General features: G+C 35.4%; 13 protein-coding genes and 1 pseudogene. 4 read left to right on the top strand and 10 right to left on the bottom strand.

Features of this window, described 5'->3' with window-relative positions; translation table 11 throughout:
- Positions 1-78: 78 nt before the first annotated feature.
- The 7 genes from KA909_RS09430 to hxlA form a co-directional block, all read right to left on the bottom strand.
- Entirely contained in the window at positions 79-339 is a 261-nt protein-coding gene (locus KA909_RS09430; RefSeq protein WP_193839706.1) for a hypothetical protein, read from the bottom strand.
- Positions 329-709 (bottom strand): protein VraC, encoded by a 381-nt coding sequence (locus tag KA909_RS09425; RefSeq protein ID WP_193839707.1) that lies wholly within the window; start codon positions 707-709, stop codon positions 329-331. Before KA909_RS09425 ends, KA909_RS09430 begins: the two co-directional genes overlap by 11 nt.
- Positions 678-1,823, bottom strand: a complete 1,146-nt coding sequence (locus KA909_RS09420; protein ID WP_193839708.1) for a thiolase family protein — start codon at positions 1,821-1,823, stop codon at positions 678-680. The genes KA909_RS09425 and KA909_RS09420 overlap by 32 nt, the downstream gene beginning before the upstream one ends.
- Complete coding sequence (locus KA909_RS09415; protein WP_193839709.1) at positions 1,820-3,205, bottom strand: long-chain fatty acid--CoA ligase; 1,386 nt, start codon at positions 3,203-3,205, stop codon at positions 1,820-1,822. Before KA909_RS09415 ends, KA909_RS09420 begins: the two co-directional genes overlap by 4 nt.
- 169 nt (positions 3,206-3,374) lie before the next feature.
- Positions 3,375-6,665, bottom strand: coding sequence for a CapA family protein (locus tag KA909_RS09410; RefSeq protein WP_210130126.1), 3,291 nt, complete (start codon positions 6,663-6,665; stop codon positions 3,375-3,377).
- A gap of 275 nt (positions 6,666-6,940) precedes the next feature.
- Complete coding sequence (hxlB, locus tag KA909_RS09405) at positions 6,941-7,489, bottom strand: 6-phospho-3-hexuloisomerase (protein ID WP_193839710.1); 549 nt, start codon at positions 7,487-7,489, stop codon at positions 6,941-6,943.
- Between the two features lie 2 nt (positions 7,490-7,491).
- Positions 7,492-8,124, bottom strand: a complete 633-nt coding sequence (gene hxlA, locus KA909_RS09400; protein ID WP_053031358.1) for a 3-hexulose-6-phosphate synthase — start codon at positions 8,122-8,124, stop codon at positions 7,492-7,494.
- A 269-nt stretch (positions 8,125-8,393) separates the two neighbouring features.
- Here hxlA and KA909_RS09395 point away from each other — a divergent pair, with 269 nt between their 5' ends.
- From KA909_RS09395 to folE2, 3 genes are read left to right on the top strand one after another with little or no spacing between them, the layout of a single operon-like run.
- The gene (locus KA909_RS09395) at positions 8,394-8,756 is read left to right on the top strand and encodes a YojF family protein (RefSeq protein WP_174841478.1); all 363 of its coding nucleotides are present in this window, start codon (positions 8,394-8,396) and stop codon (positions 8,754-8,756) included.
- A 13-nt stretch (positions 8,757-8,769) separates the two neighbouring features.
- Positions 8,770-9,435, top strand: coding sequence for a bacillithiol biosynthesis deacetylase BshB2 (gene bshB2 / locus KA909_RS09390; protein ID WP_193839711.1), 666 nt, complete (start codon positions 8,770-8,772; stop codon positions 9,433-9,435).
- 13 nt (positions 9,436-9,448) lie between these two features.
- Positions 9,449-10,327, top strand: coding sequence for a GTP cyclohydrolase FolE2 (folE2, locus tag KA909_RS09385; protein WP_053031353.1), 879 nt, complete (start codon positions 9,449-9,451; stop codon positions 10,325-10,327).
- Positions 10,328-10,400: 73 nt separating this feature from the next.
- Here folE2 and KA909_RS09380 read toward each other — a convergent pair whose 3' ends face one another.
- Positions 10,401-11,702, bottom strand: coding sequence for an MFS transporter (locus tag KA909_RS09380; RefSeq protein ID WP_193839712.1), 1,302 nt, complete (start codon positions 11,700-11,702; stop codon positions 10,401-10,403).
- A 250-nt stretch (positions 11,703-11,952) separates the two neighbouring features.
- On the opposite strand from KA909_RS09380, the pseudogene KA909_RS09375 reads away from it, so the two are divergent.
- Positions 11,953-13,093 (top strand): annotated as a pseudogene (locus tag KA909_RS09375) (IS3 family transposase).
- Between the two features lie 186 nt (positions 13,094-13,279).
- On the opposite strand, the gene KA909_RS09370 reads toward KA909_RS09375, so the two are convergent.
- Complete coding sequence (locus KA909_RS09370; RefSeq protein WP_210130125.1) at positions 13,280-14,896, bottom strand: poly(glycerol-phosphate) alpha-glucosyltransferase; 1,617 nt, start codon at positions 14,894-14,896, stop codon at positions 13,280-13,282.
- A 124-nt stretch (positions 14,897-15,020) separates the two neighbouring features.
- The coding region (locus tag KA909_RS09365) for an MSCRAMM family adhesin (RefSeq protein WP_348634711.1) at positions 15,021-18,791 on the bottom strand (3,771 nt) is incomplete at its 5' end.

Below are 18,791 nucleotides of genomic sequence, written 5' to 3'. Positions count from 1 at the left end.
TTAACAATATTCTTATGTACACGCTTTCAAAATTTTAATAAAAGCAAAAAAAGTTATAATTATAAAATAATATTTTTATCAATTTCTAATTATAACTAGTTTTACCCCACCTGATTTATTCGAAACAATAATTTTATTCTTTCCAACAACTTCAAATACCACAAACTCATTGATACCAATGCTTTCAAGGTATTTAATTTTATATTTATCCCAGTGTTGATCTAACATTGAAAATACCTTTTCAACGATGAGCTGTCCTGGTACAATATCGCTATGAATTGGATTTTCATCATCAACAATTTTTAAATATTCGTCTACCAACTCCTTATTAAAAACCATATATTCCCTCCCCAGAAATAAATGTTTGTTCGATAATCATACAAGTTTTATTATTTTTATTAATTTCTAATTTAAAGATAAAACGGTTAAATTGTTTTATTTTATCACAACTTTTATACGTTAAATATGCACAATATTGCATGTCACTTTCTAAATTTTCAAATTTCTCAACATTAGTACGGACTAGTCGTATCGGCTTCCCCTTGAAAACTTGGAACATTTTAAATTTAGGCCATAGTTTAGCACACATTAATGGTGGAACGATGCCACCATACGCCATACCAATTACATTACAATAACGACGCACATCATGCTCATGAAATTCAATTGTTATCCTTTCACTGGTTCCACTTTTCAAAGAGAATTGCATTACCCATACCTCCTCCTATGCCCATCGTAGTAATTCCTAACTGCCACTTAGGCAAGTTTAATAGTCTAGCAACTAATGCTGCGCCACTTGCACCATATGGGTGTCCTGTAGCAATCGCACCACCCCATTGATTTACCTTCTCTATACATGCATGCAACTCATTTATGGATGCAAGTACTTGTGAACTAAAGGCTTCGTTAAGTTCAATCGCTTGGATATCTTCAATATTTAATTGCTGTTTCTTTAATAATTGTGAAACTGCAGGTACTGGTCCAATTCCTAGTAACGTTGGATCCACACCTGTTGTAACAGCATCTTTAAACACCATGCCATATTTCAAGCCTAATGCTATAGCTGTTTCTTTATCCATTATTAAAGCTAGCCCAGCACCATCATTCTTCATACAGCTATTTCCAACTGTTACTGTACCATTCGATATAAGCGGTCTTAATCGTTGCAAACGTGATTCAGTTAACGTTGGTTTCAAACTTTCATCTTTACACAACCACTTCCCCTTAACCTTTAAAGGGAGAATTTCACATTGTATATCACCATTATTAAAATGTGTTGTTGCCAATCGATGACTTCGTGCCGCAAATGCATCTTGATGCTGCCGAGAGATATTATAATGTTGCGCCACGTTCTCAGCTGCTTCAATCATGCTTGGATCTTGCCCTTCAGGTGCAAATGATGCGCGCTCATAAAATTGTGGCAACTGTGATTCATATACTGACTGAGGGCGTTTCATCTTCCAAGGCGCACGACTTGTACTTTCTACACCCCCTGCGATATACACGCGTCCAGCTCCACATTGCACCATTCGACACGCATAGATGATGCTTTCAAGTCCCGAACCACATTGTCGGTCCACTGTAACACCCGGAATAGTATGCTTTAAGCCAGACTCTAGTACTGCCTTTCTAGCAATATTGCCACCATTGCCTACCACATTGCCTAATACTACATCATCCACTTGATCTATAATTTCTGGAAAACTTGCCTTGATATTTTGAAAAAGTGGCACCAATAAGGCTTCAGGTTCTAAATGCTTCAACATGCCTCCGTATTTACCAAATGGTGTCCGCTTAGCCCACACAATAACTGCTTCTCTCACGATTTAAATGCCCCCTTTAAATAAAGTGCTTGTACTTTACGCCGTGCTACCTTGCCGCTATTCGTAAAAGGCAGTTTACTGACTTTCACAATCTTAGATGGTATTTCATACCTTGATAACGTTTGTTGTAAATAATGTTTCAACGTTGCATATGTGAGTGCTCGATCTCCGAGATAGATTAATACAGCAATTTCACCAAACTGACGATGTGGTTCACCAATAACAACCGCTTCTTCAATTCCATCTAATAATTTTACTTGTTGCTCTATCACACTGGGATATATATTTTTACCTCCAATAATAAGGCGATCACTTTGGCGACTCACTAAATAGAGATACTTATCTTTTACATAGGCGTAATCACCTGTCTCTATCCAACTTTGAGGTTGCACCACTCCAGCATTAACATAGCCTGAATAAGTCATATTACTTTGAACCTTTAACAATCCAATGTGTCGTTCATCTTGTTCTTTAAGTTGAATTGAAACATTCGAAAACACCTGTCCGACCGAATGCGTTGGCGCTGTTTGATTAAAGTTATATGTAATAAAGCTTGCTTCCGATGTTCCAAAGAACTCAATGATGTTGGCGTGTTCATACTGTTGTGTCACTGCTTTAAACAATGGTTCTGATAATTTCGAACCACTACACAATATAGATGTAATACATGTTAATTTCGATTCAGTAGTTAATAATTGATGTAACATTGTTGGCACAAGAAATAACGCTATATTGGAATATTGTTGCCTTAATATTGGTATCAAGCGATATGTGTTAAATTGTCTTTGTCCAATAAATGTTCTTCCCGAATAAAGCGCGTAGATGCAAGTGTACAATGATAATGAATGCGCGAGTGGACCAGGCGCAACTAAAATTTTTTCCTGGTTAAGTAATAATGCTTCATTTTCTTTAAATGATGCAATCCATGAAAGTTCATTTCGATAATATGCCTTAGGTAGCCCTGTAGTTCCTGAGGTGAAGCCAATATGTAGTATATGTTCTACCTTCGCTTGTTCATTTATATATTGATCATATGTCCCATACGATACAGTCGGTTTAAAGTTGGCGATAGCTGTGGCGATATATTCAATGTGATACGTCTCTATGAGTTCATCAATTGTTGCTTGCGTCCACTTGACATCTATAAAGCACGGCAAACCGCCCATCATTAAAACAATAAAATAATTAGTCATATTCGTTATAGGCGAGTCACTCAACAAGCCTACCCTACATCCACTTTGAAACATTGGCAACGTCAACGTGTAGTCGCATATATTTTGGTATAACGTCTCATAACTTAATCTTTCATCATCAATTTGAAGCGCAATAGACTGTGGTTGTACTTGAGCGTAATATTCAAGTCGCTTTAAAATTTCTAGCATCATATGACCTCTTTCGACCTTTAATGTTAACTTATTTTTATATTATGTTAACATTTATTCAAGTTAAATTCTCTTATATTTAAATGAAAATTTGTATTGCGCTATAAATCACACTATAAAAAACCTTCCAAAATTGCATAAGGAAGGTTAATAAAATTTAAAAGCTAATTTAATTAATTTTTAATGGTACTTCAAAGTAAAAATGATCATCTCGACCATTAATGATATCTAGCTTTCCACTATATTGCTCCAACATTTTTCTACAATGATTAAATTCTAATTCAGTAAGAAAGCGTGGTTGCCAGAACGTTTCTAGATTATTCCCATAAATCGGATATAGCTTTAGTTTCAATTGATTATTAGAACTTATAATTAATTGTGCTATAAAACTATATGGTGGTACATATCTTTGGTCATATTCCCCATTACTATTAAATACACCATTACCAATACTATACACTACAGTCGTATCATTTATATATTCAATTTTTTGCATCATATGTGCGCCGTGGCCAATAATTAGGTCTACCCCAGCCTGTTGCAACATTTTTGCATATTCTCGTTGTTTAGCATGAACACTCCCGAAATCGACACCCCAATGTGCGATAACAATCACTTTGGATCCACTATCTTTCATTTCACGAATTTTTTCATATAAGAAGGGATTTAAACATGCTACTCCAGGTTCATTACCTATTGCATAAAAATCATATTCACGATGCATTGGTCGTCTATACCAATATGCATTAAATATCGCATAATTTTGATTGTTAACTATAATATTAAATGGTTTCTCTGCTTCATTCTGATTTATAGCTGCACCAATTGTTGAAATTCCATTTAAATTAAAATGATTCACTGTACGTTCTAACCCTTCTACACCACAATCCATTAAATGATTATTGGCTAACGTAGCTAATTGTATATTTTCTTTTTTTAGTGTTTCAACTGTATGTACTTCAGAAGCATTTAAAACAAATGGCTTTCTTTGTTTCAGATAATCGTTTTTATCGTCGGAAATTGCTGCTTCGAAATTACAAACATTAAAATCTCCTTTTTCTAAAATGTCACGAATACCCTCAAAACTGTAATGTCGATTTTTCAATGTTAAGGCGTCATCAATACCTTTACGTCGACGTCTTTCTGTATAAAATTCTCCGAAATATGTGTCACCTATGATATTGATGGTATATGGTGTATCCCGATTTTCACTAATTGTTTCACTTTCTGAAGATTGTAGTTCATTTTGAGTAACTTGCATAATGGAATTGTAAATCAATGCATCTCGGTGGAACGCATCTCGCGCCCCAATAACTACAGTTATATACTCTTCACCATCGATTTTTGATAATATTGCTCCTATTGAATGTTCTTGTCCATAAAAAATCCCATGTGAAGCAATTCCATAACTAAATAAATTTGATTCTGATTTATAAAGTTTATTTTTAAATACATAATTATTTCTTGATAAAATATCTTTAATGAATGGATATTTATTAAAGAGTAATTTACTTGCTAAATATAAATCCTCTAGCGTTAAATGCTGACGTTTACCTTTAATACGTCTACCAGTAATATTAAGCGCACTTTCTGAATGAGCACCAATCATTTGTGCAGATTTTTTAATTACTTCTAAACTTTCTTTATTCGAACCTTTAACAGTATTTGCCAACATCAAAATTGCATTAGGAGAAGATGTAACAATTGCAGCAGACAATAAATCATTTAAAGTAATTTCATCATTTTGCTTCAAGGGAATCGCTCTAGAATTTACACTTTCTCTAATTGCTTGTCTATCGGGCTTATAAGTTTGATGCAACTCTAGTTGATTGGCAAAGATTAAATCTAAGATATGATTAATTAACAATATTCCGCCAATTCCTTGATTTTGAACTACATCTTGTTTACCGATACTTGCAACTTTTATTCCTGACTTAACATTATATGTAGCAACACCATAACCATTACTAGGTATTGTATTTGTTAACTTAAACTGTACTCCTTTTGTTGTATATGAAATAATTTTACTCTTAACATTCTTAAAATCACTATTTCTAACAGAACCTTTAATTAAAACTAAGTCATCATTCTGAATGATATTAGCAACTTCAATTGCTAATTGATCTGCATTTTCATAATAACCTCCAATAATTTCTTTAGGTAATTTTTTCATAGCATATTTCATTTCTTTACCATGACCAAATACAATGTCAATATTTGCTTTAATGAGTTCATCGGCTATAAGTTCATGTTGTCTTTTAGCTTCTTGTGGATCCAAACCTATAATTCGTCCTAATACCGCTATCGTTTTACCTTTGTAAAATTTAGACTTTTTTTTCAATACTCGAATACCTTCAAGCATAGAGATTCCCATAGCATTCCAAGCATCGTTAATTAATGTAAAATTATCGCCACTCTTTGTGGTATATTCCTCAAAATTCTGTACCCCCATATTAGGCTTATATTGTTCTAAACGAGAAAGTACACTTTGACAAGATATTCCTAACAGTTTAATGATTGTTAATGCACCTACAATGTTTTGAATCATTGCTTCTCCTGACAATTGTGTATCGAATGATATGTTTTCTCCCATAATATAAGCATCTACGTGTGAATGGAATTTAAATTCTTCATATCTTATTACATAAGCATCTGAATCCTTATTAAAACCATAAGTAATAATATTTTTATTGTATTGTTTTACTGTCTGAACAACAGTTTCATACTCATTCATATCTCGATTAACCACTACATTCCCTAAATGATTCATTCCTTCAGCAATTTTTGATTTTAATACTGCTATTTCATGAGCATTTTTCTCCTGCCCACCATCAATCGATGTAATCATTGCAATATCTGGAACGAATGTCTTAGCAATCCCACCATTTCTCATCCATAAACTTGACACTGCAACTTCTAATACTAAATAGTCTGGTTGATTTATAGCATTTGCAATAGTTAGAGGAACTCCAGTTCTAGTGTTATGATTACCTCTTGTCGCATTAACAGAATAATTTTCACTTAATAACTCTTTTAATAAAGATTTACAAGTAGATTTACCTGCTGTTCCAGTAATTTCAATCGTTTTCCCCTTAAATACTTCGTAAGAAAATTGCCCTAACTTGCGTATCGCACTATATGTATCATTCATGATGAATTGCGGAATATTCTCATTTAAATCTTCAATAGGACGGCGTGCAATAACACCACTCATATACGTCTCATATTCTTTCAAATTTTGATGTGTATCATTCCAACCTGCATAAATCCCAGTATTTCCAGAACCTCTGTGCCAAGTCTCTGAATCTATCGCTATAAATAGTGTTTTATAGCCATCATGACTATAATTCTTTATTTGTTGTTTATTAATATCAATATTATCTACATACCATCCATCTTGGGGTTTTCGATACCAATATCCTTCTAATAACTGTTCAATTAACTTTTTATTATATACCATTTCCCTCATCCTATCGCCTTTAGTAATGATTCATTATCTATTGTTAAAAATCACATTAAATTCATTTCATTCTTTAGTTAATTAAAACTAATTTTTATAAGTATTTTACATAGTTGATATTAAAATTAATATTTAAATATATACATAATACACTATTTATTATATATACTTGTTACATTCATTTGTAGCTAAATTTCTAAACTCTTTTTAATATTCCTATTTATATAAAAATAGGACTGAGACATTTTTTAATATCCCAGTCCTCAAATATTTATTTATTCTAAATTAGCATGATTATTTTGCATTTCTTCTTCATTAATATTAAAGGTTTCCATCAATCCTAATACAACACTATCTAAGAATAATAATGAGGATTGTTCAAATAAACTGCCTAGCGGTTGTTCAGAACCTTCAACATCATATTTTGTACCTGCAGGTAATTCAATAACTGTTTCCGCTAAGTCGCCAATCGGAGAATCAGGGTTTGTTGTTAATAATACAACTTTAGCACCTACTGATTGTGCCTTTTCAGCTAATAAACGTAAATGCTCAGTTGAACCTGACCCAGACAAAATCACAAACAAGTCATGTTCTCTAATAGATGGCGTTGTTGATTCACCTACGACAAATGCGTCTTTACCTAATTGATTCAATCGCATTGCGAAACTATTCGCCATAAAACCTGAACGCCCTTTGCCGGCAGTGAATATTCTTTGCGCACCATTCACATCATTAGCAAAACGATCATACTGTTCGTCTTGTACGTGTGATAATGTACGGTCTAATTCTTCAAGAATTAATTTATAATTTGTAAATTGAGACATGCTTATTTACCTTCAATCGCTTCACGACATTGTTTTGCTGCTTCAACAGGGTCATCTGCATTAGCAATACCGCCACCAACAATGACTAAATCAGGGTTTTCTGCTACGATGTCTTTAATTGTTTCTGGTTTAATACCGCCAGCTACTGCTACTTTAGAATTCTTAATTACAGATTTAACAGTGCGTAAGCTATCTAATGGAGATTGACCTTCAGCTTGTAAGTCATAACCCGTGTGTACTGCAATATAGTCAGCACCCATTTCATCTAATTCTTTCGCACGTTTTTCTAAATCTTGAACTGCAATCATATCAACTAATAATTGTTTGTCATGTTTATGCGCTTCTTCAACTGCTGCTTTAATTGAAGCGTCTTCAGCTACACCTAAGATGGTAACTACATCTGCACCAAATTTAATGGCTTGGCTTACTTCGTAGTCTGCTGCATCCATAATTTTAAGGTCTGCTAACACTTTAGCATTATTAATATTTTCATTTAAATGTTGAACTGCCGGTAAACCTTCATTGATAACAATTGGTGTACCAATTTCTACGATATCTACATATTCCTCAACTTTTTTAGCTAACTCTGCTGCTTCCTCTTTATTTAATAAATCGATTGCTAATTGTAATTCCAATGCAAACATCCTTTCGTAACTAAAGTCATATATCTTCAGTTCTTAGTTTTATCTTTCACATTTATTAGTCTACCCGTCTTCTATCTTTTTAAACGATATAACTTCATCAAACTTTTATCTTATTTTTTATAAAAGCCCTTACAGTAATTCAACTATTTAAAGGTATAATTACCATTTTTTCTGAATAAATTGAGCAGAGATGTACAATTAGTCCCATCTTTTTAGTAAAATAAATAGATAAACATATTGTATGGTTGCAAGGAGTGAAAGTGTTGGAACCCATTAACGCTGAAGAAGTACAACAATTATTAACATCATTCGAAAATAAACCTGTATACCTACACGTTGAAACGACTAATGGTGCGTATGCGAACCATTTCGATCAACGTGTCTTTAATGCGGGAACTTTTTTAAGGAATATACAAGTCACGTATGAACATGCACAACTTAAAGGTGGAGAGAAAGACCCTTATAGAGTTGGTCTAAAACTCCGCGATGGTGGTTGGGTTTACGTTCAAGGGCTAACGCATTATGAAATCAATGACAACAATGAATTTTTAATCGCAGGATTTAACTACGAAGGACAATTGGCTGCCACAATCGAAATCAGTGAAAAGCCATTTACAGTATAGAGGAGGTTTATTCATGAAAGATGAAAGACACGTGTTAATGATATTTCCACACCCTGATGATGAGACCTTCTCATCAGCTGGAACGATTGCCAGTTATATCGATAAGGGCATCCCTGTCACTTACGCATGCCTAACATTAGGACAAATGGGACGTAATTTAGGTAATCCTCCTTTTGCAACTAGAGAATCACTACCTGATATTCGCGAGCGTGAATTAGAAGAAGCCATGAAAATCATTGGCATCACTGATTTACGTAAAATGGGGTTACGTGATAAAACAGTTGAATTTGAGCCTCATGAACAAATGGATGACATGGTAAAAAATTTGATTGAAGAAACCAATCCATCAGTGATTATTTCTTTCTATCCTAAATTTGCCGTACATCCCGATCATGAAGCAACAGCCGAGGCTGTAGTAAGAACCGTAGGACAAATGCCTAAGGATGAACGACCACGATTACAACTTGTAGCGTTTAGTAATGATGCACCAGACATACTAGGCGAACCAGATATATTAAATGACATTCGTGCATATCGAGATTTAAAATTGAAAGCTTTCGAAGCACATGCATCTCAAACTGGTCCATTTTTAAAACAATTAGCAAGTCCAGAAGTCGGTGGCGAAACGCAAAATTTCTTAGACGTCGAACCATATTGGACATATCACTTTGAATCTTAAGGGGAGGTAAACAATGACTGAATTTGATTTATCTACACGTGAGGGTCGTTGGAAACACTTTGGCTCAGTTGACCCAATCGAAGGTACTAAACCAACAACTAAAAATGAAATGACTGACTTACAAAGCACACATAAAAATTTCTTATTTGAAATTGAAGAAGTCGGTATTAAAAACTTAATTTATCCTGTGAACATCGATCGCTTCCAAACAGCGGGGCGCTTTAGCTTCTCAACGAGTTTAAATAAGGATGAAAAAGGAATTAATATGAGCCGTATTCTAGAAAGCGTGGAGAAACATTATAACAACGGCTTAGAATTAAATTTCGATACACTTTATCAGGTATTACGTACATTACAAACGAATATGAAACAGAATTCAGCAGGTGTTGATGTTTCAGGTAAATGGTTCTTTGACCGCTTCAGTCCAGTTACAAATATTAAAGCAGTAGGCAATGCCGATGTAACTTATGGTTTAGCTATTGAACAAGACCAAATTACACGTAAAGAAATTACAATTGAAGCAACTGTAACAACGTTATGCCCTTGTTCAAAAGAAATCAGTGAATATTCTGCACATAATCAACGTGGCGTTGTCACTGTTAAAGTTTATTTAGATAAAAATAATCAAGTGCTAGACGATTATAAAGAGCGAATTTTAGATGCTATGGAAGCAAATGCAAGTTCAATATTATACCCTATCTTAAAACGTCCGGATGAGAAGCGTGTGACAGAACGTGCTTATGAAAATCCACGTTTCGTCGAAGATTTAATTCGTCTAATTGCTGCTGACTTAGTAGAATTTGATTGGATAGAAGGCTTTGATATTGAATGTCGTAATGAAGAATCTATCCACCAACATGATGCATTCGCGAAATTAAAATATAGAAAATAATTGACATATATAAACAAACATGGCAGTTGCCACACGTTCGAGTGTGATAACTGCCATGTTTTATGTTTATATATTATTGCTTCGCCATTTTCTTTTCACCTGGTTTAACAAAGCACATAGCTACAACACTGATTAGTGATGCTATAACCGCTGACACAAACATAGAAGTGTAACCATAACTTGCGACAAGGTACCCTGTTAATGTCGGTGCGATAACAGTCGCTGAGTTAACAAAGAAGTGTGTTATACCACCATAAGTACCTGTCTTATTCGGTGCAGTATCGATAATTACAGACCAGTACACACCATTAGGTAAGAAAATGAAGGCATTTCCTATCATCATTAGAAGCATAATTGCGACAATACTATGTGTAAATGGAATGATTAAGAAACAAATTGCTGCACAAATCATGCCAGCGATCGCAAAATATGAACGGGCGATACGTAAATTCCCCGTTTTATGACGTAACCAGTCAGATATATGACCGCCAAAATAAATCGTGAAACATGCTCCAATCCACGGCACCATACCTAAATACCAAAGTGAATGAATTTCAAAATGATACTCATCTTGTAGATACTTTGGTGTCCAAGTTAAAATTAAAAAGTTAACATATTGGAAACCAAAATACCCAAACATATTACCAACCAATGTCGGACTTTTAAAGAAATGGTACCACTTTTCATCCTTAATATCTTCCGTTTCAACTGTCTTTTCTACATTTAAACTATCTTCCGTCGAACGAATTTCTTTCAATTCTGCTTCGGAAACACGCTTATTATCTTCGGGATAATCAGTAAATACAAATGCCCAAATGACTACCCATACTAAGCCTAATGCACCTAAAATCATGAATAATAATCTCCAGCTCGCAATCGTCAAGAAACCAGAAACAATCGGAGCAGTAATTAATGCACCAAGCGGCACGCCTATAAGTCCAAGTGCTGATAATAATCCACGTTCTTTAGGCGCAGCCCAGTTCGCGTTTGTCTTACTAATAATTGAGAATACCGGACCCTCTGCAACACCAAATAGTACTCTAAGCAATCCAAACCCTACTAACGCTGAACCTCCGAAAATTGCCATACCTATCTCTCCAGCATATGCCATTCCCATTTCAGCTATTGACCATGCTGTACCAGCGATAATCCAAACAAACTTTGGCCCCTTCTTATCAGCTGTTAATCCACCAATCAGTGATCCAAGCATATAGCCATAACCAAAGTAGCCTAGAATTTTACCCCAAGCGATTGTATCAAAGCCATATTCACTGATAATATCCTTTTGTGCGTATGAAATCGCGCCCCTGTCAATGTAATTAATCATTGTCATAATAATGATCATCGTAATAATAAAGTATCTGTATTTCTTCATTTCAGCCCCCACCCTTTGTAAGAAAAATTACTTTACTATGATATTTTATCATATTTTTTGTAAGCGTTATCACAAGGGCTTGAATAAATGAAAATTAAATATTTCTTGTTTATTGGCAATATTATCTTTGGTTATAATTAAAGCAATTTCTTTATTTGGAGAAAATGGGCTGACCCCAATTAGTGGGAATTATATAAAAACATTTTCGTTGAATTCATATTAAAATGAATCATACGGAGGTGTTTTTTCTATGAAAAGAGTATCTTATTCAGTAGAAACAAAGTATAAAGCAGTTGAAATGAAAATAGCTGGTTTTTCGACAAAAGAAATTATGAAAGAATTAAATATTAAAAATAGAACACAAGTGGAAACTTGGTGGCGATGGTATCGAAATGATGAAAGTTATAGATTTTCACAACACATTGGAAAACAATATACCTACGGTAAAGGATTAGAGGAATTATCAGAAGTAGAACGATTAAAATTAGAAAATAAGAGAAAAGATATAGAATTGGATATTTTAAAAAAGTACAAGGCATTGGAAAGGAAGTGGTACCAGCAGTAATCATAGATTTAGTGGAGCAATTAAAAGTAAAATATTCAATCAAATTGATACTAGAAGTATTAAACATATCTAAATCAACATATTACCGATGGAAAAACAAAACCCATAAAAATGATACCGTAACACAAAAAGTCATTGAATTATGTGAAGCTAATCACTATACATACGGTTATCGTAAGATTACAGCTTTGATTAATCAGTGTTATACATCACCAATTAATCATAAGAGAGTACAGAGAATTATGCAGGAGCATCAATTGAACTGCCGAGTTAGACCTAAAAAGACGACAAGAATAGGTAAACCATATTATAAAACAGACAATTTATTACAAAGACAATTTAAAGCGAGTCGTCCCATGGAAGTATTAACAACCGATATTACTTATTTACCATTTGGTCATTCTATGTTGTATTTATCTTCGATAATGGATATTTATAACGGAGAAATTGTAGCGTATAAAATAGGTGATAAACAAGACCAAAGTTTAGTTAATGATACATTAAATCAGATCGATATACCTGAGGATTGTATATTACATAGTGATCAAGGTAGTGTTTATACATCCTATGCTTATTATCAATTATGCGAAGAAAAAGGCATTATCAGAAGTATGTCCCGAAAGGGAACACCTGCCGATAACGCCCCGATAGAAGTTTCCATTCCTCACTAAAGTCTGAAACTTTCTACATAAACAATGAGCTTAATAGCCCTAATCACATTGTAATAGATATTGTCGAAAAGTACATTAAAAACTATAATAATAATCGAATTCAACAAAAACTAGGCTACTTATCCCCTGTAAAATACAGAGAATTAGCAGCCTAGAGCATAGTGTTTTTATTAAGTTCCCATTTAAGGGGTTCAGTGCCAAAAATACGCAGTCTTTTTGTTTTTTACAAATTTATAAATTGTCTCAAAATCATCTATTTCATTTGTTTCGCCATTATGAGCACCCTTTAACTCTCCACCTATAATATGATAAATATTTCCAATTGTTAGCATAATCACTACCTACCCTTTGAATGCCTTTTGGTACTGTACATACCCTGATAGATAATGCTCAATATCATCAATACGGACACGATAACCATGGTGTTTAATAAAGAAACTTCCTAAAATTCTAGATGGATTTTTAAAGTACATTGCAGTTTCAGGGTAAAAGAAGCCAACTCTTTGATAATCTGCTCTAATATCAATAACTTCTTTTAAATATTGCTCATCTATCAAATGATTTACTAATTCCCCATAACCAGTTTCTTTGGCTTTTTGTACTAATCTATAAGTAGCCATTAACATTTCCAAGAATGTTGGGAAAGTAGTTTCACGATTTTTAATATAATCTAGATACGTATTCACATTTTTTATACCAAATTCAAAATATTTTTCTTGAGGGTTAATTTGAATTAATTCATTTGTACAATAACCTAGCCAATGATCATGATATTGCCAATATTTCTTCTCAATGAAACGATCCATTAAATTTTCTACAGTTTTCAACCATACTTTATTATTATCTCTTTGATATAGTCTCAACAGAGCAAGCGCAGCTTCACCATCATAATAAATAATTCTGAATTTCTCTTTTACGCTTAAATCAGGATAATTCAATAAGTGCGTCGTTTCATACGTATCTTCATCAATCATTGAAAGAATACCTTTCGCTACTTTTTGAGCAGCTTCAAGATATTTAGGATTATTCTCATATTTTAAATATTCACATATAGCGAATATAAATGAAGCATTTTGCCCTAATTTAATTTCATTAGCATCTTCCGTATCATCATAGATATATGCTTTATCTTCAACTTCAAGTAATTGATTTGAAATAACATAATCAATTGCCTTTTCAACAGGTTGTAAACTTTTGCCTATATAGGCTAATCCTTCTATTAACGCATATGTAGAAGATGAATGCCTTAAAATATTGTAAAATCCAATTTCATTATCAAAATGTGGGAAATATCCATAAATATACTTACCATTATCTAACAACATATTCTGTAAAAAATTAGTGCTACTTTCAATTAATTGATCAATTTCATTCTCTAAATGGTCTACTTTTCTTAAACCTTTTCTATAACCGTTGCTGTATAGTTCATATACTTTCTCATTACCTATGAAGAAACCATGTGTATAAAATTTAACAACTTCTTTTTCATTATAAAATTCACTAGAAAATGCCTTTTTATTAGTCGTATATTTACGTAAATAATTATTAATATTTTTTTCAGAAAGAAATAATTCTTTAGTAGAATTATCTGGTCGAACAAAAGCATTCGCATTAATTTCTTCAGGTAACACTGCTAGATTCCATTGACTATCAAATGCTATACCAAAATCCACATAATTACGTCTTGTATTAATCAATTCTTTTTTTAATTCTTTAAATAGAACTTTTTCTGTTGACGTAACAATATCTAATTTAATCCACTCTGGAAACTGACCTGTCTTCTTTTTAAATTTAAGTGCTAATTTCGAAATATCTTGCTTAAGATAATTAGTTTTTTTGATTAATTTAACTTGGGCTTTGATGTTAGGTTTACCCAAACTTATAAAAACATAATTATTAATTTCGCTTTTATCATTTACTTCGGTTAATAAATTTTCTAATTTATATTCAAAATCCATAGTTTCCTCCTTATTTATAAATATTTATCCTATTTCCATTAATTTATATCATAGTATTTAAAATAAAACCAGGCCATAGAAGGCCTGGTTTTAAATTTCATTGTGTAAATATGAAGTCTACCTATTATTTTTCTTCATTATTTTTGTTTTTACGACGTCTGCCCACTAAGAATAATCCACCAAGTGTAGCGAATAATGAACCAAATAATGTGCCATTAGTTTGATTTTCATTACCAGTATCAGGCAATTCTTTACTATTTGATTTATCTGCTTTGTCATTATTATCTTTATCGGCATCAGCATCACTGTCGGCATCGCTATCTGCGTCAGCGTCGGCATCAGAATCGGCATCCGCATCAGAATCGGCATCGGCGTCAGCGTCGGCATCAGAATCGGCATCCGCATCAGAATCGGCGTCAGCGTCGGCATCAGAATCGGCATCGGCGTCAGCGTCGGCATCGCTATCTGCGTCGGCGTCGGCATCAGAATCGGCGTCAGCGTCGGCATCAGAATCGGCATCGGCATCGGCATCAGAATCGGCGTCAGCGTCGGCATCAGAATCGGCATCGGCGTCGGCATCACTATCCGCATCGGCGTCGGCATCAGAATCGGCATCGGCGTCAGCATCAGAATCGGCATCGGCGTCAGCATCAGAATCGGCATCGGCGTCGGCGTCGGCATCTGCATCGGCGTCGGCATCACTATCCGCATCGGCGTCGGCATCCGCGTCGGCGTCAGCATCAGAATCGGCATCAGCATCCGCGTCGGCATCAGAATCGGCATCAGCATCCGCATCGGCATCGCTATCTGCGTCTGCGTCGGCATCAGAATCGGCGTCAGCGTCGGCATCAGAATCGGCATCAGCATCCGCATCGGCGTCAGCGTCGGCATCCGCATCGGCATCACTATCCGCATCGGCGTCGGCATCAGAATCGGCATCGGCGTCAGCATCAGAATCGGCATCGGCGTCGGCATCGCTATCTGCGTCGGCGTCGGCATCAGCATCCGCATCGGCGTCAGCATCCGCGTCGGCGTCAGCATCAGAATCGGCATCAGCATCCGCGTCGGCATCAGAATCGGCATCCGCATCCGCATCGGCATCGCTATCTGCGTCTGCGTCAGCATCAGAATCGGCGTCGGCGTCGGCATCAGAATCGGCATCCGCATCCGCATCGGCGTCAGCGTCGGCATCCGCATCGGCATCGGCATCGGCGTCGGCATCCGCATCGGCATCGGCGTCTGCATCGGCGTCGGCATCCGCATCGGCATCGGCGTCGGCATCGGCATCACTATCCGCATCGGCGTCGGCATCCGCGTCGGCGTCAGCGTCGGCATCCGCGTCACTATCTGCGTCGGCATCGCTATCTGCGTCGGCATCCGCATCCGCGTCACTATCTGCGTCCGCATCCGCGTCAGCGTCGGCATCCGCATCCGCGTCAGCATCACTATCTGCGTCGGCGTCAGCATCAGAATCGGCATCTGCGTCAGCATCAGAATCGGCATCGCTGTCTGCGTCGGCATCCGCGTCAGCGTCGGCATCCGCATCACTGTCTGCATCGGCATCCGCATCGGCGTCAGCATCCGCATCGGCGTCGGCATCCGCATCGGCGTCAGCATCGGCGTCGGCGTCTGCATCGGCGTCTGCATCAGAATCGGCATCGGCGTCTGCATCAGAATCGGCATCGGCGTCGGCATCCGCATCCGCATCGGCGTCAGCATCCGCATCGGCGTCGGCATCCGCATCGGCGTCAGCATCTGCATCGGCGTCAGCGTCAGCATCCGCATCTGCATCGCTATCATCATCGAAGTATCCATTATCAATACTGAAGTCATCATGATCAGTAATTGTTACACGTACTTCTTCACCATCAGCATCTTTTTCATCATCACTACTTGAGTTTGTAGTTGTTTGAGTTAAGCCTTCAGGCTTTTCAAAATGTACAATATAGTCTCCACTATCTAAATCATCAAAGCGATACTTACCATTTTCATCTGTTGTTGTTGTTTTTAATACGTTACCATTACCATCTTTTAATGTAACTGTTACGCCTGGAATGCCTTTTTCATCAGAATCTTGAACACCATCTTTGTTAGTGTCTTTCCATACATAGTCACCTAAACTATATTTTGGAGTTTTATAGAAGCCACTATCTAATGTCCAGTTATCAGCACCATTAATTGTTCCTTTAGCAATTAAACCATCAGAATCTGTTGCATCATTATTACCCGTATCAACCTTAGTTGGTGTATAACCTTTAGGAGTTGTGAATTCAACAGTATAATCGCCATTTTGTAAATTATTAAATTGATATTTACCATTAGCATCAGTTGTTGTACGATCTAATTCATTACCATTTTTATCTCTTAGAGTAACATACACTCCTTGAATGCCTTTTTCATTTGAATCTTGAATGCCATCTTTATTTGTATCTTCCCAGACATAGTCACCTAATGAATATCTCTTTAAATCTCCCTCTGCAGTTGACGAACCTTGAGCAAGTGAATATGAATTTCTATGAGTATAATTTTGTACATCGGTTTGCAATGTATAGTCAATTCTGCCATTAGTAGCAGATGATTCACTATCTGGATTAGCAACTTGTTGGATGATATATTGTTTATTGCTAGCTGTCGTTCCATCTAATAAAGTTAAAGTTGCTGTCGTATTATTATTACTATAAGTCACCTTAAAATTATTTGTAACATCTTTAAGACCTGAAGTTACTGGAGTGAAACTATCAGCAAACTGATTTTGATTTGTTACTTCATAGATTTTAAAATTATTTGCATTAGGATCAAATTTATAGCCTGTTAATTGACTTACTAACACTTCTTTTTTGAAATTATTCTTAGGTTGATTGACATATACAGTCATATGTCGTGCTAATGTATCAGGATCAATATAATTTGTACCTGCAACTAGTGTATTCCCTTTTTTATTACCATAATCCACAGTAATATTTTCTGAATATTTATCATTACCTAGTGTAACGTCCATTGGATACGTAGCTTTATCAGTATTAGCATTTTCGCGTTTAGAAAATGTAACTTGTTCGAAACTTCCTTTGATATTATCATACTGATCTACATAGTTAGTAAATGTATAAGTAGTAGAATTTGTAGCACTATTATATATACCTTTCGCAATTAAATTGCCATTAGCATTATACAATTTCTGTTCTGTAGAAGGTAAACGTACTGAACCGGGACGGTAATAATTTCCATATTGGAAAGTAAATGTATCTCCTTCATGCACATCATCATCGACTGTATAATCCGCTTTCAACTTTAATACAGCCCCTGAAGTCGCCCAAAACTCCTCTTGTCCAGTATTTTTATTAATATTTGGTGGATTAATCTCTATATCAATATTTGAAAAATGAACCTTGTCATTAACATTTTGGCCAGTTGAAACTGCCGCTAATCTTCTAAGTTTTGATAAAGGACTTGCAGTATTAGAAGTTGTTCTTACATTAGTTGCTAGAGGCTCAGTTGCTGATAATGCCTGAATACCATAATCATTCTTGTTTGTGTCATTAGCTAACGCTGCTTTCAAAATTTCATTATTTAACTCATCTTCTGATAAGCCTTCTAAATCACTATTATTTGCAACGATTTTTTCAATATTAGCTGCATTTTTTTCATCTATATTTAATTCATCTAAATTTTGTTTAGTATAACTAACTTTGTCATTAACTGAACTATTTGCATCAATATTTACTGATTGGTTTTGCTTTTCTATGTCTTTAGAATTTTCTTGTTTTGTTGCTGTTTCTTCTGTGCTAGCTTCTTTTGTTGCTGTTTCTTCTGTGCTAGCTTCTTTTGTTGCTGCTTCTTTTGTGTTATTTTCTTTTGTTGCTGCTTCTTCTGTGCTAGCTTCTTTTGTTGCTACTTC

Source organism: Staphylococcus sp. GDX8P54P (assembly GCF_017893165.1).
GTDB classification, from domain to species: domain Bacteria; phylum Bacillota; class Bacilli; order Staphylococcales; family Staphylococcaceae; genus Staphylococcus; species Staphylococcus borealis.
This window is presented reverse-complemented; position numbering and strand designations above follow the sequence as displayed.